Below are 23,934 nucleotides of genomic sequence, written 5' to 3'. Positions count from 1 at the left end.
TGTTTAGAAGCTGCTACCTAATCTTGTCTGTACCAAAGCATCAATATGTTTTCTGAAGCTTTCGTTGGCTATATGTTCCAGTACTTCACCAGCAAAAGCATAAAGCAACAATCCTTTGGCCTGTATTTTTCCAATCCCCCTGGCCTGGAGATAGAATAAAGCTTCTTCATCCAATTGACCTGTGGTACATCCGTGGGAACATTTTACATCATCAGCCCAAATTTCCAATTGTGGTTTTGTGTTGATGGTGGCATTCTCAGAAAGGAGAATATTGTTGTTTTGCTGAAAAGCATTTGTTTTCTGGGCATCTTGCCTAACAAATATTTTCCCATTGAAAACAGCTCTTGAGCTATCGGCAAGAATACCTTTGTACAGTTCATTGGATTCAGCATGAGGTTTAGTGTGGTCCACATTGGTGTGGTTGTCAACATGCGTCTTGCCATCCAAAAGGTAAAGTCCATACATATTACCCTCGCAACCTGAATCCAAAAGGTTCAAGGTCAGGTTATTTCTCAGCATATCACCTTCCAGGGAGACCACTACGGATGTAAAAGTGGCATCCCTGTGTATATCTGTTTCGAAATTATTGACAGTGACTGCTTTCTTATTTTCATGCTGTAACCTATTGTAATGCACATGGGCATTTTGGGCTACCTTGACTTCAGTGACCATATTACAGAAGTAGGCTTCCTCATCAAGAGAAATACTTGATTCCAAGAAGGTTACTTCAGCATTGTCTTCAGCCTCTATCAAAATCCTTGGAGTGATTATTTGGCCTTGATTAGCCTGATTGAAGAAAAGTAGGTAAATCGGTTTTTCTACCTGCTTGTTGCGGCCTACTTTGATATAAATACCATCTTCAAATGCGGCCGTATTGAGGGCTACAAATGGGTCTTTTTCAATTTTGGCTATCTTGCCCAGGTTCTCAGGGGAAGATTCGGAAAGTTGATTCAATTCATAAGATTGATCTTGGAATGAAGAAAGTTCTGAGTCAAAATGTCCGTTATTGAATACAATAATGTCTCCATCAAATCCTTCAAATAAGTGAGACTTTACAGTTTCTGCGTTAAGTACCACCTTTCCTGCTGGACTGAAGTCAGAAATGGATTGCTCCAGTTTTTTGCTGATGGCAGTAAATTTATATTCTTCTTCCTTCATGGCGGGGAGTCCTTTCTCTTTCAAAAAGGCTAATCCTTCTTCCCTTAAGGTTTGGAAAGAGCCAAATGATGGAATTTGACTCATTATAAGGTCATTTACTTTATTTTTAGTCAATGTTGTCATGGGTAGAAAACAATTTAAAAAGGCTTGAAAAGATTAAACCGAAGCAGCATCAGCCTCTTCTTTGATCCAATCATATCCTTTTTCTTCCAATTCAAGCGCCAGTTCTTTGGTGCCCGATTTTACAATTCTTCCTTTATATAATACGTGCACAAAATCAGGAACGATATAATCCAACAACCTTTGATAGTGTGTCACAACAATAGTGGCTGTCTCAGGGGATTTGAGTTTGTTGACACCATTCGAAACTATTCTCAGTGCATCAATATCCAATCCAGAGTCTGTTTCATCCAAGATGGATAATTTAGGCTCCAACATCGCCATTTGGAAGATCTCATTCCTTTTCTTTTCACCACCTGAGAAACCCTCATTTAGTGATCTGCTCAGTAGTTTTTGGTCAATTTCAACCAGTTTCATTTTTTCTTTCATTACAGAAAGAAACTTGACAGCATCGAGGGCTTCCAAGCCTCTGTATTCCCTTACCTGATTGACGGCAGTCCTAAGAAAATTTGTGGTACTGACTCCAGGGATTTCCACTGGGTACTGGAATGCCAGAAAAACACCTTCTCTTGCCCTATCTTCCGGAGAAAGTTCCAAAAGGTCTTTGCCTTGGAAAATTACCTCACCATCAGTAACCTCATATTCTTCCCTTCCGGCTAAAACAGATGCTAAAGTTGACTTACCGGAACCATTTGGTCCCATGATGGCATGCACTTCGCCTGCTTTTACTTCCATGTTAATCCCTCTTAAGATTTCATTTCCCTCGATTGAGGCATGGAGATTTTTTATCGTAAGCATTTTAATATGTCAATTTTAAAATTTCGCAATATTTGAATAATTAAGATCTAATTAACCTACACTTCCTTCAAGTGTCAGGGCAAGTAGTTTTTGAGCTTCAACAGCAAATTCCATTGGAAGTTGGTTCAATACTTCTTTCGCGTACCCGTTTACAATCAAGGCAACTGCATCTTCTGTGGCGATTCCCCTTTGGTTGCAATAGAAAATTTGGTCTTCTCCGATTTTAGAAGTGGTAGCTTCATGCTCGACTTTGGCTGTGGAGTTCTGAATATCTATATATGGGAAAGTATGGGCACCACATTTATCCCCCATCAATAGGGAGTCACATTGTGAGAAGTTTCTGGCATTGGTCGCCCTCTTCATCACCTGTACCTGTCCTCTGTAAGAGTTTTGGGAATGACCTGCAGAAATACCCTTAGAAACAATTCTGGATTTGGTGTTTTTTCCGATATGGATCATTTTGGTTCCTGTATCGGCTTGTTGGTAATTATTAGTTACTGCAACAGAATAGAATTCACCTATAGAATGATCACCTTTTAGGATGCAGGAAGGGTATTTCCAGGTAACCGCTGAACCGGTTTCAACCTGTGTCCATGAAATTTTAGAATAATCCCCTGCACAAATCCCTCTTTTGGTTACGAAGTTGTAAATACCTCCTTTACCTTCTTTGTCACCTGGGAACCAGTTTTGGACTGTTGAATATTTTACTTCCGCATTTTTCTCAGCATATATTTCAACTACTGCTGCGTGAAGCTGATTTTCATCTCGCTGTGGTGCTGTACAACCCTCTAAATAAGAAACGTATGAACTTTCTTCGGCCACAATCAGTGTCCTTTCAAACTGTCCTGTATTGGCAGCATTGATTCTAAAATAGGTGGAAAGCTCCATTGGGCATCTCACACCTTTTGGAATGTAGCAGAAAGAACCGTCTGAGAATACTGCTGAATTTAGTGCTGCATAATAATTGTCCGAAACCGGCACTACGGAGCCTAAATATTTTTGAATCAGCTCTGGATGTTCCTGAACAGCTTCACTGAAAGAACAGAAAATAATGCCCAGTTTGGATAGGGTTTCTTTAAAAGTCGTGCCCACGGATACAGAGTCCAAAACTGCATCAACCGCAATTCCTTGAAGTCTTTTTTGCTCGTTCAAAGAAATGCCAAGTCTTTCATAGATTTGCAGTAATTCAGGATCGATTTCATCCAAACTTTTTGGTTTTTTGGCTTGCTTAGGCGCTGAATAATATTTTAAAGCTTGTAAATCAACTTTTGGATATTTTACATTTGCCCACTCAGGCTCCTTCATTTGCAACCAGGTCTTAAATGCATTAAGTCTCCACTCCAATAACCAAGAGGGCTCTTCCTTCTTGGCAGAAATCCAACGTATAATATCTTCATTTAACCCAACTGGTGCTTCGTCAGCTTCTAGGTTGACTGACCAGCCGTGTTCATATTCCTTGGAGGTTAACTCTTCTAAAATTTGATTGTCTTTGCTCATGGGTTGAGTTATTTAGACTAATTATAGTTTATGCTGCGAAGATACAACATTAAAGTAAAATTTATTGTTCATAGGTACTTTAAAAAATCATTATTATCGATATAAATGTAGGTTAATGTCCTGTAAAACAGTTTGTTTCTATAAATAAAAGCCGATAAAGGATTTATCGGCTTTAAATCTATAAGTCAATTATTTCTTGGTAAAATTATAAAAAAAATTTATTTAGATTTAATCTAAATTATTTTATTTACTAAAAAACTATCACATACAACATGATTTATGTCATGTTATTTATCAAAAAACTGAATTGGTCTGTTGATACTTTCTTCTAAAACGATCAGTGTTTCTGTTCTATCAATTCCCTCCACTTTTTGAATGTTGTCTAGAACAGTTCTAAGGTGATTGGTGTCTTTACAGATGATTTTGGCAAAAATGCTGTAATTACCTGTCGTATAATAGGCATTGATGACCTCTGATATTTCCTTCAGTTTTTCAATGACATTATCATAGAGTGAACTTTTCTCCAAATAAATACCAAGGAATGCAGAGATGTCATAGCCTAGTTTTGAAAAATCAATATTTAAGGTTGCGCTCTTTACGATCCCCATATCTTCCAGTTTCCGCATTCTGACGTGTACAGTTCCTGAAGAAACAAATACTTTTTTGGCGATTTCTGTATAAGGAGTCTTCGCATCATCATTTAACAAAGAGATGATCTTCAAATCGATATTGTCAATATCTAAAATTTTATCCATTTTTTTAAGGTTGTTTTGAATCTATGTTAACGAAATCGATTTCAAATTATAAAATACTCAAAAATTACCAAAATAAATTTTTCAATTTGTAAAAGTGGTGGAAATGCTTTTATTTTGGCCTGTATGATTCTTTGTGTTATTTTATTCTGTGTTTTATTAAATAGTTTGTATAAAACATCGATTAAGTAGAAAAAGTGCTCAGAATCAATCATTATTGAAACGAAAACTTTTAATCTCTAAAGTTATATTTGGGTTTATATTCTGAAAAGGGTCTTGCTGCTGGCAAGACTTTTTTATGCACTTTTCAAAATTTAAACTGCAAAAATTTGCATATAAAAAATAAAAGTGTGTATATTTGAGGAGATAAATTCTTGAATCATGAAAAAGCTTTCTACTTTTATTTTTGTCAGCTTACTGGGTTTTGGACTGGGAGTTCAGAACATGACATTCGCTTCTACAACCGACGAAGAGGAAAATTTGGTTAAAGAAAAATCAATTGAATCAGAGGTGCTTTCTTTAAGGCCGGTTTCTGAGGAGGGTTTTTCTGTTGCAATTGGTGCTATCGAAAACAATAGTCATGCTTATATAGCGCCGTGGGTATTTCCTGATCATACTTTGGAAATTGTTGACAGTTATGTTCCCTTTATTTTTAGGACCAAAAAAAGCGCCTCAATTGAAGAGCTGAAAGTTATTATCAGTGTCAATGCCAGAGGTAAATTGTCAGGATTTGAAATATTGAATGAAGAGGTAGATAAAGGTCTGAGAGAAAGAGTAGGCTATATGTTGAGACAGATGCCAAACGCTGTTCCCGTACCGGGATTCCAGAATTATGACCCCATTGAATTTGAGTTGGTGATAAAAAAATAGTTTAAGTGTTTGATTTTAAAGTCCCCGGCAAGTTTTGTCGGGGATTTTTTTTGAGCGGTTAGGAAGATGCTTACTTGTGGCGTATTTTTATTCAAAACCAAAGCTAATCGACATGAAGAAAAATTTACTCCTTTTGACAGGGATATCTTTGCTTGCTTCAGGTGTTTCTCTTGGTCAGCAAAATTCTTTTGCCCCCCAGAAAAAATGGCCTGAACAAAACAATGATGCTAAATTTTATACAGTATCTGGAGAAAGACATGGGCAGTCTTTTTTTAAAAAGCAGCAGTTTCCTGAGGTTCAGTATGAGCCTGGAGACAAGTTGACCTTTGATACTTATCATACACCTGATGTCATGTACCATTGGTATCAGGTTTGGGCGGAGAAATACCCAGAAATAACAGAGCTTTATGAAGTTGCCAGGTCTTTTGAAGGCAGGCCAATTCTTCAGATGACCATCACCAATAAAAAAACCGGCAAGCATACTGATAAGCCTGCTGCCTATTTTGAAGGTGGTAGGCATGGTGGAGAAGTTACTGCATCTGAATCTGTTCTGTGGTTGACCCAGTATTTATTGGAAAATTATGGAAAGGATCCCAATATCACCAAGTTGATAGATACTAAAACTATCTATGTGAGGCCTCAGAATAATCCTGATGGCACCAACATGTATTTATTTTCCGAACAGCGTAATAGAAGTACAGTCAGGCCTCATGATGTTGACAGGGACGGACTTTTTGATGAGGATCCTGAAGAGGACCTTAACGGCGATGGTATTATCCATATGATGAGGAAAAAAGCCATCACCGATGATGAAAAGGAAAAAGCCAATTATATTTTAGATCCTAGGGATCCTTCTGGTAGATTAATGAAGAGGGTTTTTGATGGAAAAGGAGAATACTTAATGTATACTGAAGGGATTGATAATGATGGTGATGGTAGATTTAATGAAGATGGTATTGGAGGGTTGGATCTTCACCGGAATTATCCTGAAAACTGGAGACCGGATATTGGAAGAGATGAAACAGGCAGAGGATATACCCAGTTTGGGGCAGGAGAGTATCCATTAAGTGAAATCGAGACCCGTTCTACCGTAATCTGGTTGCTTACCCATCCCAATATTTCAGTGGTGAATTCATTGGATACAAGGGTGCCAATGCACTTGAGGCCTCCTTCCACTTCTTCTTCAGCTGAGTCTATGTTTGAGAAGGATAGGTTGATATATGAGCACTATGATAGCTTAGGTATGAGTATCACAGGATACCCTTGGGCTGGAGATGTGTATGAGACTTATAGCACCCGTGGTCAGTTTAATAGACTTACTGGTGATCCATTGAAACCGAACCCTCTTTTCGGGCATGGTCCAGATTTTGGATATTTTTATTATGGTGCTGTTTGGTACGGAGATGAACTCTGGAACAATGGTGCCATGAAAGATTATGATGGAGATGGTATCATGGACGATTATGATGCCATGAGATGGGATGATGAAGAGAATGGATCAAACGGCTTTAAGAATTGGGAGAAATTTGACCATCCTCAGTTGGGAGAGGTGGAGATCGGAGGATTCCATCCGAAATTTTTCTCTCAAAACGGACCTGCTTGGCAATTAGAAGGTTGGATCAAAAAGCAGTCCTTATTCAACTTGGCGATGGCCATGGATCTACCACAAATTGAGATCAAGGATGTGAAGGTGGCAAAAGTGGGAGAGGAATATGAAGTGAAGGTGACCTATGCGAATACAGGTAAATTACCTGTAGCCCTAGATCAGGCAAAAAGAGTGAAGATTGTACAGGAAGATAGGTTGATGCTTGAATTTGATAGGGCGCTCACTAAAGGTTTTGAAAATGCCAAGGTGATGATTACCGGTCCTGAGACATACGATAAGACAATTTATGCTGGTTATATCGAAGCGGGAGAAACCAAAGAGGCGGTTTTCAAAGTAAAAGTAAATCAGAAAGAACCTGTCAAAGGCAAGGTAAAGCTATTGTCCACAAGAGGAGGATATGTAGAAAGAGAGATTACTTTGGGTAATTGATCAGTTTTAAGCCAAGAATAAAAAGCCGCAGTTCGGGAAAAAGATTTCCAGAACTGCGGCTTTTTTCTACACATATGTGTTGTCCTGGCATTATGGATCAATTTTTATTGACCAATTCAAATTTTGCCAGAGGTACTGTTTTTGCACGGTTAAGGCTTAGAATTCCATCCACTACAGTGTAATTGTCAGCAGTTTTTAAGATTTCCATAAAAGTTTTTTCAGTTTCCATATCGGGACAGGCCATAAGTGTACTTCCTGCAGGCCCAAATTTTATCCCATCTCCTTCTAATAATTCATATTGCCCAAAGAAGTTATTGCAGGTATTGTTTCCCGAAAACGTTCCTGTTTCCATATTGAACATAATAAAACCTTCTTTTTGGTCATCTTTTTTCTCAAAAGGATTCCCATTTAGCTCTATCAGAACCCATTTTTTGTCCTCAAGTCTGAAATCTGTTGGGTTTTTTTCCAGTCTGTACATATTGGCTAAATCACCGGTAATTCTATTGCCGTCTTGGTCTAAATGAAAGAGAACATTTTCCCCCACCTGATACATTTGAACTGTACCATCTTCTCCAGATAAGGTAACCTTACTCCCCTCATCATTCCATTTAAAATCCCCTTCATCAACAAAAATATTTTCATCCTTACCAAGATATTTCAGCGTTCTTTTGAAGGTTCCGTCACTTTTTAAGGTTATTGTAGTTTCTATTTCTTCACAATCTGCACAAGGGGTCACACCTTTATATACACCTTTCCAGTCCAAACTGCTCATACTATTGTCAGCTAAAGGGAGGTTGGAAGGCGTCAATTCTTCCATAATATCTGTTTCATGTATTTCCTTATTAGAAGTACATGAAAAAACCGTAGTCATCAATACTGCTAATACCAAGATTGGATGAAGTTTTCTCATAAAAGATAGTTTGAAGAGTTAATTGATAAAATTCGAGAATGGCTTAAAATTTAATTTAATATTGAAATAATTATAGACAATTCCAAGCTTTATGGAATTGGATTTTGTAGGAATGTAAAAGCCCTCTGTTAATTGGACAAAAGGGCTTTCTCGAGATAAATGGATTTTTTCAGAAAAGGCCTGTAATGTTTCCGTCCGCATCGATATCTATATTTTCTGCGGCAGGTTTCGCTGGAAGCCCAGGCATACGCATGATGGTTCCCGCAATAGGTATGATGAAGCCGGCACCTGCAGCAATATCAAATTCCCTGATCTTGATGGTAAAGCCTGAGGGCCTATTGATCAGTTTTGGATCATCGGACAAGGAATATTGGGTTTTGGCAATACACACAGGCAGCTTGTCTAGTCCGATTTTGTTGAAAAGTTTGATTTGTTGCTTTGCTTTTAAGGAATACTCCACTTCAGCAGCACCATAAATTTTTCTTGCTATGGTTTCAATTTTTTGTTCGATTCCCCAGTTGAAATCATAAAGTGGCGTGAAATTACTTTTTCCTGATTCGGCTGCTTCCTTGACTGCTTGTGCAAGTTCTTTTGTGCCTTCACCGCCTTTTTCCCAGCCTTCAGATAGTTCTGCCTTCACTCCCAATGATTGACAGAAATCAAATACAGCCTGTATCTCTTCATCAGAATCAGTAGCAAATTTATTGATCGCCACCACTGGTACGACCATGAAGTGTTTGATGTTTTCAATGTGTTTACCAAGATTCGGTAGGCCATCTATGACAGCTTTTGGATTTGGTATTTTCAAATCTGCGACAGGAATGCCTGCATGACTTTTGAGAGCACGGATTGTGGCTACAATCACTACTGCGTCTGGTTTCAAATTGCCATATTGACATTTGAGGTCCAAAAATTTTTCACCTCCTAGGTCAGAAGCAAATCCAGCTTCGGTAACCACATAATCTGCAAGAGAAAGTCCCATTTTAGTAGCGATAATGGAATTGGTTCCCTGTGCGATGTTGGCAAATGGGCCTCCATGTAGAATGGCGGGATTTCCTTCGATCGTTTGGACCAAGTTTGGCATGATGGTGTGTTTCATCAATGCGGCCATTGCCCCTTGAGCTTTCAGCTGGTAAGCACGGACCGGCTCATCCTGATAGGTATATCCAATGATGATGTTTCCCATTTTTTCTTTAAGGTCCATCAGGTCATTGGAAAGACATAGGGTGGCCATTACTTCAGAAGCGGCAGTTATGTCAAATCCGGATTCCCTAGGTACACCTTGTGCAGGTCCTCCAAGTCCAATTACCACATCCCTCAGAACCCTTTCATTCATATCCATGACTCTTTTCCAAATGATTTTCCTGGGATCAATGTTCAGTGTATTTTTCTGGCTGTGGATATGGTTGTCAATAAGGGCAGCCAAAAGGTTATGGGCTTTTTCTATAGCAGCAAAATCACCTGTAAAATGAAGATTGATGGACTCCATAGGTAAAACCTGGGAATATCCGCCTCCTGCAGCACCGCCTTTCATTCCAAAAACAGGTCCAAGTGAAGGTTCCCGCAAAACTACAGCTGCCTTAACTCCAATCTTATTGAGTCCTTCAGTCAGCCCAATACTGGCAGTTGTTTTACCTTCCCCTGCAGCAGTGGGCGTGATGGCGGTTACCAATATCAGTTTTTTGCCTTCCATCTTTGACTTATCGATCAATTTTAAAGGCAGTTTGGCCACATATTTTCCATATGGCCTAAGGTCGTCTTCCGATATTCCAAGTTTGGCAGCAATTTCTCTTATAGGGCGCATTGTGGACGCCTTTGCAATTTCTTGATCAGTTAAATGCATAAATTTTGTATTTGGGTTGGCCCAAATTATAAAAGTTTTGGGCTATAATTCATGACTTTTGACAGGTTTTGAATATCAATGATTTTTACTTAAATATTTGGTTAAATAAATTTTTATTCTACATTTGTAGAATAAAATCTATAACTGTAGAATATGAACCTTGCCGCAACAGAAGAACAGCTCATGAATTTCATTTGGGAAAAGGGAAGTGCCTTTATGAAGGATTTGTTGGAGGCCTATCCTGATCCAAAACCTGCGCCAACAACAGTAGCAACATTGCTTAAGCGATTGACGGATAAAGGTGCTTTGAGCTTTAAAACCTTTGGGAATTCCAGGGAATATTTTCCTTTACTGTCCAAATCAGCATATTTTTCTGGAAAGGTGAATCACTTGATCAAAAACTTTTTCAATGATTCTCCTTCACAGTTCGCTTCTTTTTTCACACAGGAAACCAATTTGACTAAGGAGCAACTGGAGTCTTTAAAATCTATTATTGAAGATCAAATAAAATTTAAAAAGCTATGATCGTTTTTCTTATCAAATCGACTCTTGCATTGGCCTTATTTTATGGGATGTATCATTTTTTTCTTTCCAAAGAAAGCATTTTTAAATTCAATAGGTTTTTCCTGTTGGCTGCTTTAGTATCTTCCTTTGCTTTGCCTATTGTTCAATTGCCGCAGTTCATTCCATCTGTTCAAGTGAAGTCAAGCCAATTATGGGGTCAATGGGAGTTGAAGCAAACTGTTGACCTGGGTGAGGTTATGGCTAATTCAGAAGTAATGGATTGGCCTGAGAAAGCCTTTCCTAAAGTTGAAACCCCACAACGAGAGGTAAAACCTATCAGCTTTTCCTGGCCACTGGCCTTAGGAGCTATTTATTTTTTTGGTTTAGTCTTGTTTATTATCAGGTTTTTGATTCAGTTGAATGGCATGCGGAAACTGGTGACAAGCAACCAGAAAATCGATAAGGACCAGTTTACATTGGTATTGCTAAATGATAACGTACTTCCTTTTACTTTTTTCAAGTATTTATTTGTTTCAAAATCTCAATACCAAACCTCAGCGATAGAACCCGAAATTTTGGAGCACGAGTTGGCCCATATTAGGCAGAGACACAGTTGGGAAATCTTGTTTGTGGAGACGTTGAAATGTGTTTTTTGGTTTAATCCTTTGTTGATAATTTATAAAAAAGCCATTCAACTCAACCATGAGTTTTTGGCTGATGAGCAAGTCTTAAGGAAGTTCGAAAACTATGTTTCTTATCAGTATCTTTTAGTGAATAAAGTCTCATCCTTGTTTGAGCACCATCCGATTAGTAGTGCATTTAACTTTCATGTTACAAAAAGAAGATTAATGATGATGGGGAAGGTATCCCATCCCATGAGGTTAATCAATTTGAAATTAGGTAGCACCAACTTTACCTTGTTTTTATTTTTCACTTTAACTTCAAGTAAGGTAGGCAACGATCAGGGTTTTTTTATTTCTGATGAAACTGAAGGAGTAGAAAAATTTGAAAAATTGCTTTCCAAAGGCTTTTCTGAGGAGAAACCCTTTGTATTGGAACTTCAGAAATTGAACTTGGAGGCTTTGCGTAAAGTTTATGTTAACTTGAATGAAGAAGAACGCACTCAAATTTCTCACTTTCCTTTCTTTGATGATAGGGTCTTTCATGAATTGGAGTTATTGCAAAAAGAATATCCAAGAGTTGTCACAACAATTTCGTATACAACTCCTCCGGACAAAAAAGAAATCAAGGCGGAGATCTTCGATCTGTGGCTTAAAACCAAAAACATTGAATTGTTTATTGATGAAGAACAGCGTCCTTTCGAATTGTTGAATCAATATGACCGGGCAGATTTTGCAATTTTTGAGGTTAGGGAAACTGCGTCCAAAAAATTCTTAAAGAAGCCGGAGTATGCCATCAAGTTGATGACTCATGATTTTTATCATCAGAAATATTTTGAAACACCCAGAACTATTCAAAGGATAAGCGCACGATATCCGAATTCTGACCAGGCTGAAGTATTTTATGCTTTGCGTTATATTATGATGGAAAATGGAAAAGTTTCTGAATTTATTCCTAAAAACTTTGAAGCTTCTATTTTTCATCATTTAAGGACTATAGATACTAAGGAGTTAGATTTTGATAATAGGAGAAGTACTATGAATTATGTCACGGGAGAGCAGTTTTCTATTTCCATTTTCAAGGATAATAAAAATCAAAGTAAGGTTTTTAGTTTCCCAAGTGTGACATTTTAATATGTCAAGTTGTGTCCACTCAGATTTTTTTTTTATAACGCACATCTGCTATCCAAGCAATTTAGTTCTGAAGTATGGGAGAACAGGATTACTATTAAAATTTAGAGGGTGAAATCGATTGGATAAGCTCCTCTTTCACCTTAAAATCTCTATCAAAAAGCAAAGGATAATTGGTCCGTCCACGTACGGGCCAATTGTTCAGCCAGGAAGCACCATCATGTAATCCCCAAAGTGTCACCCTGTCTATTTTATCTCTATGTTTGTAGAAAACTGAAAAAATCTCAGCATACCTTTTGGCGAATTTATCCTTGATCTCTTTGGGCAAACCATCTTTGTAAGGGTTGAATTTTTCATCTAAAGCATAGTTTTTATTTAGATCTGCTCCTTCACTTGCGCGAGGTCTGGGAAGTACATCCATATCCAGTTCTGTCACCATTACCTTAAACCCCGCATTTGAAATAGCAATAATTGAAGCTTCGATCAATTCTACGGGAGGTGAATCCAACATATAGTGCCCTTGCATGCCAATTCCATCTATCCTCAAACCTCTTTCTCTTAATTCATGGGCCAGGGCAATGGCAGCCTCTCTTTTTTCAGGTTTCCAAAGATTGTAATCATTGTAATACAGTTCCGCCCCTGGATCTATTTCATGGGCTTTTTGAAAGGCTTTGATTATGTAATCCCTCCCTGTAATCTGATACCATTCTGATTCTCTATAACTGCCGTCATCTTCAAATACCTCATTGACCACATCCCATCCATGCACCTGGCCTTTGTAGCGGCCTGCCAGGGTTTCAATGTGCTTCTCCATTCTTTCCAATAAGGCTTCTTTTCCGAGCAATTCTCCCTGCTCGTTTTGATAAACCCATTTTGGGGTTTGCTGGTGCCAAACCAAAGTATGTCCGATGATAAAGGCATTCAGCTTTTTGCCCAGCTCAACAAATTGGTCTGCTGATACAAAGTTGTATCTGCCCGGTTCTGGGTGAATGGGACCCCATTTCATCATATTTTCAGAAGTGATGCTGTTGAAATGCTTTTCCAATAAAGGCCAAGCAGCCTGCTCTTCCCCTGATGCCTGCCGGTAACTGATGGCAGTACCTATATAAAATGCATCATTAAACATTTCTTTTAACCCAGGACCATTCTCTTGGCTGAATACAGGTTGGCAGATCAATATGCCTGCAAGGATTAAAAATAATTTGAGTGATGCCTTCATATTAAATTCCAGGCACGAAGTTTCTTTTGAAATTCAGGTAGTAGTTCAGGTCATGCTTAGGGGCTTCAACTCCTGCCGGAAGGGGTATTCCTGAAAATTGTCCGAAATACAAAAGACAGGCATCTCGCCACCATTCGGCCTCTTTTACTTGAATAGCCAAGAATGAGGAAATGTGGGAAAACCTTTCCTCATCAATTTTACCGTTCATTTTGGTCCATTCACTCTGCATCCATCGTGCTCCTTCCACTCCTTTTTGGTATCTCAGAGCGATTTCATCCCAAAGGGAATTTCCTGTGGAAAGTTTTTTGTCCCATTCTACCCTGTGGAACCAAAGAAGATATTCCAAAGGGGTAGTTTCAGGATTTCCCCACATTGCTTTCCATTCTGGAGCATATTGGGCTAAAGCATTACTCCCATTTTCTGTTCTATCAAATCCAATGGCTTCTTTTGTGACTTTGTGATAATAAGTGGCCGTCCAATCATCTCTTTCGCCTCCAGTTACCCATGGGCCCGGTCCCCAATGATGGCTTCTTGCCATGATGTGATGAAGACCTACAGGTGTCATATAATTTACCAATGTCTCATAGGATTGGTTCATGATGCCTTGGGCAGTTTTAACAAAATCACTATCCGTACTAAAGGTCATTTTTAACCAATCCTGTCCTATTTTTTGGATATCGCTATCAGGATTCCAAGCCAATTTACCATATGAGTACCAATCCCCTTGGGCTGTGTGGTGTCCTGTCCAGTTTCTATCTGTTCCTATATTCGAAACGCCTGCTATTCCTGTCAACTTGTATTCGTGTAGGCTTCCATCCAACACTTTGCTTACGGTACTTCCTTTTCCTTTGGCATAGGTATCTGACTGAAGGATTTCTTGCCACATAGTAGCGAGATTGACCCAATGGGTTTCCTGGCCTAGGTATTCTTTGGTGATCTGAAATTCCATCATCAGGGGTGTTTCGGACATTGCTCCGAATAATGGGTGGAAAGGTTCTCTGGGCTGAAAATCCAAAGGGCCGTTTTTCACCTGGACGATCACATTGTCCCTGAATTTTCCGTCTAGGGGTTTGAATTCATCATAAGCCTGCCTGATTCTGTCGGTAGGTGTCTTTTCATTGTAGACAAACGCTCTCCACATGACAATACCTCCAAAGGGTTTCACTGCATCGGCCAGCATGTTTGCGCCATCCGCTTGTGTTCTCCCGTAATTGTGTGGTCCAGGTTGTCCTTCTGAATCAGCTTTCACCAGAAAACCGCCAAAGTCAGGGATATAGCTATAGATTTCTGCTGTTTTCTTTTTCCACCAATCCTGGACTTCCGGATTTAAAGGGTCGGCAGTAGAGAGGTTGTCCAGCATCATGGGAGCATTAAACCTTGCGGTGAGGTATACTTTGATCCCGTAAGGCCGAAAAGCATCCGCCAAAGCAGCGGCTTTTTCCAAATATTCAGGGGTCAAAACCAAAGCATTGGCATTGACATTGGTGATAGAGGTGCCGTTTATGCCAATGGAGGCATTGGCTCTTGCATAATCGATATACTGCTGATCAATATGATGGGGAAGACGGTGCCAATTCCAAATACTGAAACCTGAATAACCTCTTTCCACAGTCCTGTTGAGGTTGTCCCAATGGTTCAACAGCCTCAGTTGGATTTTTGGGTTTTCCAGAATGTCCAGATTCTCCAGCTTCTCTCTCGTTTGGATTTGTTTTAGCAGTGCAAAAGTCCCATACAGAAGCCCGGCATTACCTTTTGCAGTAACGATAACCTTGCCATGAAGATATTTTAAGATGTATCCTTCGTCGCCCAATTGGTTGATTTGCGATTGAAGTTCTGGAAGAATATCCTTTGATAGTTCTTTCTCTGTTCCGATCCAAACCAAGGCGGTAGATGGGTTTAGGTTAATGCCAGGTTTATTTTTCATGTCAAAAAAGCCTTCGATCGCAATTTCCAATTCTTTTTGGATCACGCTATGAGTAGGGGAGTTGCCGATCAGTACGATATTTTCAAGATAATCCCGATAATATTCAGCAACAGCCTTATTTTCAAAGGGCAGGTATTGCAGCCAAAGTTTGTATCCATCATTTGCCCAGGATATTTGGACTTGAATGACGCAGAAAATTGTGAGGAGTATTTTTCTCATGATTATTTTAGGTTTAATGGCACATCATAAATATACAAAAAGACTTAGCAGATTGACTGAAAACATTATATTTGGAGATATTTCCTATTAATTACCCATGTAAATAATGGAAATACGAATGATCTCAAACCTTTACAATAAACCATACTTATGTTATTAGAACCTTTAGATCTCATTGTGTTTATCGGGTATTGCTGCCTGATTATCGGATTGGGTCTTTTTGTGTCCCGTGAAAAGAAAGGACATGTCAAAGATTCCAAAGATTATTTCCTCGCATCCAAAGCTTTACCATGGTGGGCAGTAGGTGCCTCCCTGATTGCATCCAATATCTCCGCTGAGCAATTTATAGGAATGTCAGGATCAGGTTTTGCCCTGGGCTTGGCCATCGCTACCTATGAATGGATGGCAGCAGCTACTTTGTTGGTGGTGGCTATATTTTTTCTCCCTGTTTATATCAAAAAGGGTATTTACACCATGCCCGGATTCCTTTTAGACAGGTATGATACTCGGGTAAGGACTACCATGGCCATATTTTGGCTTTTACTATATGTGTTGGTAAACCTTACATCAGTATTGTACTTAGGTGCATTGAGTTTGAATACCATTCTGGATGTTCCCATGACTTATGGCATCATGGGATTGGCATTATTTGCTATGGTATATTCGATTTATGGAGGCCTTAAAGCTGTGGCCTGGACTGATGTGGTGCAGGTATTTTTCTTGATTGCAGGTGGTTTGGCCACGACTTATCTGGCATTGAACATTGTAGGAGAAGGAGACGCTTGGGAAGGTCTTGGCCTATTGAGGAGAGAAGTACCAGGACATTTTTCCATGATTTTGGAAAAGGGTGAAATGATGATCCCTGATGGTAAAGGAGGGACTTATGACGCTTATCTTGATCTGCCTGGACTAAGTGTGCTGGTTGGAGGTATGTGGATTGTAAACCTGAGTTATTGGGGATTCAACCAGTATATTACCCAAAGGGCATTGGCAGCTAAAGACCTGAATGAAGCACAGTTAGGGGTGATTTTTGCAGGTTTCCTTAAATTATTGATGCCTCTGATCGTGGTAATACCTGGAATTGCTGCTTTGGTCATTGTCAGTAAAGGGGGCGATAATGCATTTATCCAATCTATGACTGATCCTGTTACGGGTATTATCAAGTCTGATAGAGCATATCCAACATTACTACAATTATTGCCAGCGGGTTTGAAAGGATTGGCTTTTGCAGCCCTGACAGCTGCGATTGTATCTTCTTTGGCTTCTATGGCAAATAGTACTTCTACGATTTTCACCATGGACATCTACAAGCAGTATATCAATAAAGATGCTTCTGAGGTGAAGCAAGTGAAAATAGGTAGATTGGCAGCATTTGTAGCCTTCGTTGTAGCCGCTTTTGTAGCTCCTGCCTTAGGTTCATTGGATCAGGCATTCCAGTTTATTCAGGAATATACCGGTTTTGTATCTCCTGGTGTATTTGCTATTTTCTTCTTTGGAGTGTTCTGGAAAAAAACAACATCTAACGCCGCCTTAACAGCAGCGGTGTTGACGATTCCACTTTCTACAGTTTTGAAGTTTGGTCTGCCAAACCTTCCTTTTATTGACCGGATGGGCGTGGTGTTCTTGATTATTGCAGTGCTGATTGTTGGGATCAGTTTATATGAAGGAAAAGGCAAGGATCATCCTAAGAGTATTGAGATCAATAAGGAGCTTTTCAAGACGAGCATGACTTTCAAGATTGGCGCTATCCTGATAGCGGGAATTATTTCAGCATTATATATTGTGTTTTGGTAAAATGAGAAGGTTGTTATTAGGATACGATATAGGGAGCTCCTCTGTAAAGGCTACGCTTTTGGATGCAGATACTGGAAAAGTAGTGGCATCTGAAGGTCTTCCCAAAGTGGAAATGCCCATTCATGCTCCACAAAAAGAATGGGCTGAACAGGATCCTGAAATGTGGTGGAAATATATCATTGAAACCACCCATGCTGTTACCAAGCAGGGTAATGTCAGATCAGGGGAATTGAAAGCAATTGGGATTTCTTATCAGATGCATGGATTGGTCTGTGTGGATAAAGATGGGAAAGTATTACGTTCTTCCATTATTTGGTGTGACAGTAGGGCCGTAGCCATTGGGAATAAAGCCTTTGAGATTTTGGGAGAGGATTATTGTCTTCCCAACTTGCTGAATTCTCCCGGGAATTTTACGGCTTCCAAACTCAAATGGGTGCAGGAAAATGAACCTGAGGTCTATTCGAAAATACATAAAATCATGCTTCCAGGTGATTTCATTGCCATGAAGCTGAGCGGTGAGATCAAAACGTCCGAAACAGGTTTATCAGAAGGGATATTCTGGGATTTTAAAGAAAATGGCGTTTCCGAAAAATTGCTGGACTACTATAAAATTGATTCCAGTCTTCTGGCAGAAGTAGTACCATCATTCAGTCATCAAGGTACTGTTACTCAACATGCTGCAGATATTTTAGGGATAGATATGGGAGTACCGATTACTTATCGTGCGGGTGATCAGCCCAATAATGCTTTTTCTTTGAATGTTCTTGAAGAAGGAGAATTGGCTACGACAGCAGGCACTTCCGGAACGGTCTATGGAGTGAGTAAATCACCAGTTTACGATCCTCAGTCTAGGGTCAATACCTTTGTCCACGTCAACCATAGCCAAAAAGATCCGAGATACGGTGTATTGCTATGTATTAATGGAACGGGGATATTGAATTCATGGGTCAAGCGATTGATAGGAGGAGAGGCCATTACTTATCCTCAAATGAATGATTTGGCAAGCGAAACAGCCATTGGTGCCGATGGGTTAAGTTTTATTCCTTTTGGCAATGGGGTGGAAAGGATTATGCAAAACAAGCCGGTTGGAGCCCACATGATGGGGCTGAATTTGCTTCAACATGACAGAAGGCATGTGCTCAGGGCAGTACAGGAAGGAATTGTGTCGTCCATGAAGTATGGTTTTGATATCATGAAGGATATGGGCTTGAACCTGAATACAGTGAAAGCAGGAAAGGCCAATATGTTCCTCAGTCCTTTGTTCAGAGAGGCATTTGTCAATATGAACCAAGTGAGTTTAGAGCTGTACGATACAGATGGTTCCCAAGGCGCAGCCAGAGGAGCAGGAATCGGTGCGGGTATTTACACGGATGCGAAGGAAGCCTTTGCGGGTCTCGAACGTTTGTCCGTTTTTGAACCGAAGAAAGAAAAGGCCTCTGCTTACTCAGAGGTGTATGAACAGTGGAAAGTAGCCCTTTCGAGGGTGATGTAACTATTGTAGGTATTTATATTTGAACCACTAAAGAGACAAAAGGAAACAAAAGTTGAGGCCTTTTTGAATACTGGAAATTATTCTGTCCAAAAATTGTTATATTAAATTCAAAATCAAAAGTGTTATGATTCGCCAGATTATAATTCCGAAAAAAAAAATATACCAATTGGAGATTCCTGAATCTCTTATTGGTAAAAGGATTGAATTGATTGCATTTGAAATTGAAGAGCCAGAAAAAAAAGAAAGTTGGCCAAAAATTTCAAAGGAGGAACTTTACAAAAAATTTGAAGGATTCACTTTTAATAGTGAAGGTCAATATTTTTTCAGTAGAGAAGAAGCTTCTGATTATGAGTAGAATCGCAGTCGATACAAATGTTCTTTTATATTTTTTAGATACTTCCATGGCCAATCGTAGGGATATATCCGCTGATATTATTTTGCAAAATCCTTTTTTTAATTCTCAGTCACTCAGTGAATTTGTCAATGTTTTGAATAGGAGGTGGAAATATCCAAAGGAAAAAATAGTGGAAGTGTTGGGGAAAATCCTTGAAATATGTCAATATGTACCCTTAAAACAAAGTACTATATCAATAGCCAATGAATTAGTCCGAAAATATGATTTTCAAATTTTTGATGCTTTTATCGTTGCCTCTGCATTAGAAAATGATTGTGAAGTTCTTTATACAGAAGATTTACAGCACTTATTATTAGTAGAAAACAAACTAAAAATTATTAATCCTTTCCTATGAGTTATTGGATAAGTTTAATTTTTTTCTAATTTAAATCTACTGTTTATTTCCCATTTTGTTGTAAAATCGCTGACGCGATAGGTGTTTCACTTCAACGAACAAAATTTTATTGCCTTTATATTCGAACCAGGAGAGTAGAGCTGGCAGGAGCTTAAGCATCCTGACAGCTCTACTCTCCTGAACTTTTGTGGTTCAATTAAATTCTACTTCGATGTACTTTTCACTTTCAACACATCCTCTATTAAATACCTTGGAGTACCGCCTTTTTGTGTAGCGACATAGGCACCCATAGCACAGGCAAAATCCAAAATTTCTTCAGGTCTTTTGCCATCGAGATAGGTTTTAACCAAGCCGCTTAAAAAAGCATCCCCCGAACCCACCGTATCTTCTACTTTTACCTTATATCCAGGATGGGAGGTGATTTTGCCTTCTTTATAGATCATGGCCCCTTTTGCCCCCAAGGTGACGCATACCATGGCAATAGGGAAGTGTTCCGTCAAATAGGCACAGACCTGTTTGGATTTTTCCAGATGTGTGGCATTCTCGGGTAAATCAATATCAAAGTAATCGGCCACAATGACCAGTTCATCCTCATTGATTTTTAAAATATCCGTATAGCCAAGCATGATTTCAATCTGCTCAAAATCATAGAAAGGTGACCTGAGATTGATATCGAAAATCTTAAGTACCTTTTCGTGCAGCAGGTGGTAGAGCGTCTCCCAACTCTCATGGTTTCTCACAGATAAGGAACCAAAAATAAAGGCATCTGCAGCTTTAACTGCTTTTAATGCTTCATTGGTCAAGGCTATATAATCCCATGCTGATGGAGAGACTATATCGTATTTGATGTTTTCGGGATCCTTGTTGTCCACTATGACTTTTCCCGTTGGATGTATGTCATCCTTTTGTATACAGGTTGGGTCAAGCTCAAAGGAGGATGTGAAGTCCAGTAATTTATCCCCAAGCGCATCAAGTCCAATTCTGGAAATCATTTGGACATCCATACCCAACTGGCATAAATGCAAGGCCACATTCATAGGGGCACCACCTGGAATTTCATGGTTTGGGAAACAGTCCCAAAGCATTTCCCCAAAGCAAACAACTTTTTTAGTCATGGTCTTTTTGTAAATCTTTTTGAATTTCTTCCAAGGATCTGCCTTTGGTTTCCGGCATTCGGAAAGCTACCCAAAACAATTGCAGCACCATCATCAAGGCAAAGAATGCGAAAATGTTGCCTGCTCCGAAGCTATTGGCGAAGAATGGAAACAGGTTGGCAATTAATGCTGCCAAAATCCAATGGGTGAAAGAACCCAAAGATTGTCCGAATGCTCTCAATTCATTGGGAAAAATCTCTGCAATAAATACCCATATCACCGATCCCTGTCCAATGGCATGTGAAGCAATAAAGATAAAGACAAAATACGGAAGTAAGGTGTTGCTGATCGCACCACCAAAATAGCTATAAGCCATCAGAGATAGAGAGATAATATAGCCTACAGAACCTATATACATCAGCATTTTTCGTCCAAGTTTATCGATAAAGTATAGGCCCATTAATGTAGCCAACAAATTGATCACACCAATCCCGATAGTAGAAAGAAGCGCATCTTCAGTAGCTATTCCAGCAGATTCGAAAATCCTTGGCGCAAAGTAGATGATGGCATTGATGCCTGACATTTGGTTAAAGAAGGCCATCAAAAAGGCAAAGAAGGATATTTTTCTGAATCTGGGATTGAATAGTGCCGTAGCTGCAACTTTGCCTTTGATTTCTTTACTTTCTTCTATGGCCAAAGTCATGGCTTCTTCCACGCCTTCTGGATCTGTTTTGGATAGAATTTCCCTCGCTGCCGTAAAATCCTGTTTTTTGGCAATCAGCCATCTAGGGCTTTTTGGGACTTTGACAATCAGTACACTATAAATTAAAGCAGGAATGGCTTCAACACCCAGCATCCACCTCCAGGCTTCATTCAAGTTGGCTGTCCCGATCAGATAGTTTGAGAAATAGGCCATCAAGATCCCAAATACAATATTGAACTGATAAAGTGCTACCAATTGCCCTCTTTTATTTGCTGGGGCGATTTCAGATATATACATGGGGGCCACTACCGAAGAAGCACCTACTCCCAGACCTCCCAAAAACCGGAAAAACATAAAGGTGTTGACATCGTTGGCAAAAGCAGAGCCAAGGGCAGAAACCAAATAAAATACCCCAATCCAAATCAGTGAAGCTTTTCTTCCAAATCTATCAGCTGGAATCCCCCCGAATAAAGCACCGATCACCGTGCCATAAAGTGCCATGGCCACAGCCAATCCATGACTCCAATCACTCAGATTCCATAATACCTGTATGTCTCGCTCTGCACCTGAAATTACCGCTGTATCAAACCCGAAAAGAAATCCACCCAAAGCGGCAGTGATGGAGAGGAATAAAACGTAATGTTTACTTTGCATATATGGTGAATAGGTTGTGGTTTAAAATTAAAGATTTCACTCAAAATACATCAGGAACCTTGCTGAATTCTTTTTTTATACATGCATTTACCAAATGGATTTCAGATAATGTAGCCTGTTATTGGATGAAAATCCCTGAAGTTCAATGCGATTATATGCATCAGTAGGAAAAATCAGCGATGTCATGACCAATTGGCCATCATTAATGAAAATTTCTATCGATGATCTATCTAAATAAAGGTGGATTTTTTCCGTTTTGATGCCATTCAATGGGGCTGTTTGGGTGTTGGCAAAAGAAGCTTCAAAATCCGTCAATCCGGAAAGTCCCCTGTCAAGGACAATGAAGCCGTCTCTTTGTTCCAAAATCAACCTTTCATCTTTATCATTTAAAAATTCGATTCTAAAATTTTCTGAATCTACATCCAGCTCCAACTCAATCAGTTCTTCCTGAAGTTTGACCTGGCTATTCTTTATCTTGATACTTTCATTTCTCAATTTTTCCAATTCTGCAATTGGTTTAGAGGCTATTCCCAATTCTCCATTCACTTCCACCAAGTCCAATTGTCTGGGAACGGTCATTGCAGACCTCCAAGTTTTGGTGGGAACAACCTGTGCATATTGCCAATTGCTCATCCATCCGATGAAAAGTTTCCTGCCATCCTTTTCAGGCACATTGGACCAGGTTACCCCTGCATAATTATCAGCTCCCCAGTCTAGCCATTTGACTTCTGTAGATGAGGTGGTAAATGATTTTCCATCAAAATCACCTATGAAATATTGTGTTGCAGAACCACCTTGTGGACCTCCGGGATTGATACTGACAAAAAGCACCCATTTTTCCTGACCATCTTTGGTCTGAAGCGGGAATAAATCAGGACACTCCCATACCCCGCCGTAGGCTGCCCATTCAGGATTGAAATCACTTTCAAATGTCCAATCCAAGAGATTGGAAGAAGAATAGAAACTAATTTTGTCTTTCACAGCCAATGACATGATCCATTTTTGAGCATCATCCGACCAAAATACTTTTGGATCTCTGAAATCCTTGATCCCAGGGTTTTTCAAAACCGGGTTACCCTCATACATGGTCCAGGTACGTCCTCGGTCTGTACTGTAAGCAATCCCTTGGGTCTGGAAATCATCTCGCTCAGCTTTTTCTCCAATATGGTCATGGTAGGTGAAAATGGCAATCATGGCAGGATTTTCAGTTGTTCCCAATCCACTTGTGTTTTGATGGTCGATGACTGCTGATCCTGAAAAAATCCATCCATTGGTGTCTGGAAAAAGAGCAATGGGTAAATGTTCCCAATGCACCAAATCCTCTGAAACAGCATGGCCCCAATGCATGGGACCCCAAACTGTGCTGTCCGGATAATACTGATAAAAAAGGTGATATTCACCGTCCCAATACACCATCCCGTTAGGGTCATTCATCCAATTAGCTGCAGGAGAAAAGTGGAACTGAGGACGAAAAGGTTCTTGAAATTCCAAATCACCTTGGCTGTTTTCTTTATTGTTTTTTTGGCAGGATATGAAAAGCGTTAAAAATAAGCTTAAAATAAGTACAGGGTTTTTCATGATTTTGATTTTACATGTACTTAAAGATAGAAAGTAATTTGTTAGCAATACAAAAATTCAATGATTGGAAAAATGGAGGAATTGCAATGGTTTGAAAAAAATGTAAACGGGAGTTCTTGGTAGGTCTCAATTTCGAATTATTCCGCTGGGGGTGTCCGAAAAGTCGAGACACCCTTTTTTTATTGTTGATCTTCTCTAAAATTATTATTTTAGAGTTGAACAAAATACAACAATGTCTAAGGTAGTTTTTAAAAATCAGACTGGCAATTG

General features: G+C 39.4%; 18 protein-coding genes. 7 read left to right on the top strand and 11 right to left on the bottom strand.

The window, feature by feature from the left end:
- Positions 1–3: 3 nt before the first annotated feature.
- The 4 genes from sufD to ACFFIP_RS05840 all read right to left on the bottom strand — a co-directional run bounded on the left by sufD (position 4) and on the right by ACFFIP_RS05840 (position 4,328).
- Positions 4–1,281, bottom strand: a complete 1,278-nt coding sequence (gene sufD / locus ACFFIP_RS05855) for a Fe-S cluster assembly protein SufD (protein WP_382386645.1) — start codon at positions 1,279–1,281, stop codon at positions 4–6.
- Positions 1,282–1,314: 33 nt separating this feature from the next.
- Positions 1,315–2,076 carry a Fe-S cluster assembly ATPase SufC gene (gene sufC, locus ACFFIP_RS05850; RefSeq protein ID WP_382386644.1) on the bottom strand — a complete coding sequence of 254 codons (762 nt, stop codon included), beginning with the start codon at positions 2,074–2,076 and terminating at the stop codon, positions 1,315–1,317.
- A 51-nt stretch (positions 2,077–2,127) separates the two neighbouring features.
- Positions 2,128–3,573, bottom strand: coding sequence for a Fe-S cluster assembly protein SufB (gene sufB / locus ACFFIP_RS05845; protein ID WP_382386643.1), 1,446 nt, complete (start codon positions 3,571–3,573; stop codon positions 2,128–2,130).
- A 287-nt stretch (positions 3,574–3,860) separates the two neighbouring features.
- Positions 3,861–4,328: an Lrp/AsnC ligand binding domain-containing protein gene (locus tag ACFFIP_RS05840; protein ID WP_382386642.1), complete on the bottom strand. Its 468-nt coding sequence runs from the start codon at positions 4,326–4,328 to the stop codon at positions 3,861–3,863.
- Between the two features lie 378 nt (positions 4,329–4,706).
- Between ACFFIP_RS05840 and ACFFIP_RS19500 the strand changes: the two genes are divergently transcribed.
- Together ACFFIP_RS19500 and ACFFIP_RS05825 are read left to right on the top strand one after the other, a co-directional pair.
- Positions 4,707–5,195 carry a hypothetical protein gene (locus ACFFIP_RS19500; RefSeq protein WP_446685325.1) on the top strand — a complete coding sequence of 163 codons (489 nt, stop codon included), beginning with the start codon at positions 4,707–4,709 and terminating at the stop codon, positions 5,193–5,195.
- Positions 5,196–5,307: 112 nt separating this feature from the next.
- Positions 5,308–7,230, top strand: coding sequence for a M14 family metallopeptidase (locus ACFFIP_RS05825; protein ID WP_382386639.1), 1,923 nt, complete (start codon positions 5,308–5,310; stop codon positions 7,228–7,230).
- A 97-nt stretch (positions 7,231–7,327) separates the two neighbouring features.
- Here ACFFIP_RS05825 and ACFFIP_RS05820 read toward each other — a convergent pair whose 3' ends face one another.
- Positions 7,328–8,140 (bottom strand): copper resistance protein NlpE N-terminal domain-containing protein, encoded by an 813-nt coding sequence (locus ACFFIP_RS05820; RefSeq protein ID WP_382386638.1) that lies wholly within the window; start codon positions 8,138–8,140, stop codon positions 7,328–7,330.
- A gap of 169 nt (positions 8,141–8,309) precedes the next feature.
- On the bottom strand, positions 8,310–9,983 hold the full coding sequence (locus tag ACFFIP_RS05815; protein ID WP_382386637.1) for a formate--tetrahydrofolate ligase: 1,674 nt from the start codon (positions 9,981–9,983) through the stop codon (positions 8,310–8,312).
- 153 nt (positions 9,984–10,136) lie between these two features.
- Between ACFFIP_RS05815 and ACFFIP_RS05810 the strand changes: the two genes are divergently transcribed.
- On the top strand, positions 10,137–10,508 hold the full coding sequence (locus ACFFIP_RS05810) for a BlaI/MecI/CopY family transcriptional regulator (protein WP_382386636.1): 372 nt from the start codon (positions 10,137–10,139) through the stop codon (positions 10,506–10,508).
- On the top strand, positions 10,505–12,241 hold the full coding sequence (locus tag ACFFIP_RS05805) for a M56 family metallopeptidase (RefSeq protein ID WP_382386635.1): 1,737 nt from the start codon (positions 10,505–10,507) through the stop codon (positions 12,239–12,241). Before ACFFIP_RS05810 ends, ACFFIP_RS05805 begins: the two co-directional genes overlap by 4 nt.
- Positions 12,242–12,335: 94 nt before the next feature.
- Here ACFFIP_RS05805 and ACFFIP_RS05800 read toward each other — a convergent pair whose 3' ends face one another.
- Positions 12,336–13,457, bottom strand: coding sequence for an endo-1,4-beta-xylanase (locus ACFFIP_RS05800; RefSeq protein ID WP_382386634.1), 1,122 nt, complete (start codon positions 13,455–13,457; stop codon positions 12,336–12,338).
- A 1-nt stretch (position 13,458) separates the two neighbouring features.
- Positions 13,459–15,600 carry an alpha-glucuronidase family glycosyl hydrolase gene (locus ACFFIP_RS05795; RefSeq protein WP_382386633.1) on the bottom strand — a complete coding sequence of 714 codons (2,142 nt, stop codon included), beginning with the start codon at positions 15,598–15,600 and terminating at the stop codon, positions 13,459–13,461.
- Between the two features lie 150 nt (positions 15,601–15,750).
- Here ACFFIP_RS05795 and ACFFIP_RS05790 point away from each other — a divergent pair, with 150 nt between their 5' ends.
- The 3 genes from ACFFIP_RS05790 to ACFFIP_RS05780 all read left to right on the top strand — a co-directional run bounded on the left by ACFFIP_RS05790 (position 15,751) and on the right by ACFFIP_RS05780 (position 19,635).
- Positions 15,751–17,394, top strand: coding sequence for a sodium/sugar symporter (locus ACFFIP_RS05790; protein WP_382386632.1), 1,644 nt, complete (start codon positions 15,751–15,753; stop codon positions 17,392–17,394).
- A 1-nt stretch (position 17,395) separates the two neighbouring features.
- Positions 17,396–18,886: a xylulokinase gene (locus ACFFIP_RS05785; protein WP_382386631.1), complete on the top strand. Its 1,491-nt coding sequence runs from the start codon at positions 17,396–17,398 to the stop codon at positions 18,884–18,886.
- 347 nt (positions 18,887–19,233) lie between these two features.
- On the top strand, positions 19,234–19,635 hold the full coding sequence (locus ACFFIP_RS05780) for a PIN domain-containing protein (RefSeq protein WP_382386630.1): 402 nt from the start codon (positions 19,234–19,236) through the stop codon (positions 19,633–19,635).
- A 203-nt stretch (positions 19,636–19,838) separates the two neighbouring features.
- Here the strand turns inward: ACFFIP_RS05780 and ACFFIP_RS05775 are convergent, their stop codons facing one another.
- The 3 genes from ACFFIP_RS05775 to ACFFIP_RS05765 form a co-directional block, all read right to left on the bottom strand.
- A complete protein-coding gene (locus tag ACFFIP_RS05775; RefSeq protein WP_382386629.1) occupies positions 19,839–20,750 on the bottom strand; it encodes a carbohydrate kinase family protein in 912 nt (303 codons plus the stop codon).
- Positions 20,743–22,086 carry a sugar porter family MFS transporter gene (locus ACFFIP_RS05770; RefSeq protein ID WP_382386628.1) on the bottom strand — a complete coding sequence of 448 codons (1,344 nt, stop codon included), beginning with the start codon at positions 22,084–22,086 and terminating at the stop codon, positions 20,743–20,745. The genes ACFFIP_RS05775 and ACFFIP_RS05770 overlap by 8 nt, the downstream gene beginning before the upstream one ends.
- Before the next feature lie 87 nt (positions 22,087–22,173).
- Positions 22,174–23,664, bottom strand: coding sequence for a glycoside hydrolase family 32 protein (locus ACFFIP_RS05765; protein ID WP_382386627.1), 1,491 nt, complete (start codon positions 23,662–23,664; stop codon positions 22,174–22,176).
- Positions 23,665–23,934 lie beyond the last annotated feature (270 nt).

It is taken from the genome of Fontibacter flavus, assembly GCF_042432905.1.
GTDB classification, from domain to species: domain Bacteria; phylum Bacteroidota; class Bacteroidia; order Cytophagales; family Cyclobacteriaceae; genus Fontibacter; species Fontibacter flavus.
Note: the sequence above shows the minus strand (reverse complement) of the source record. Positions and strands in the feature narration are given on the sequence as shown.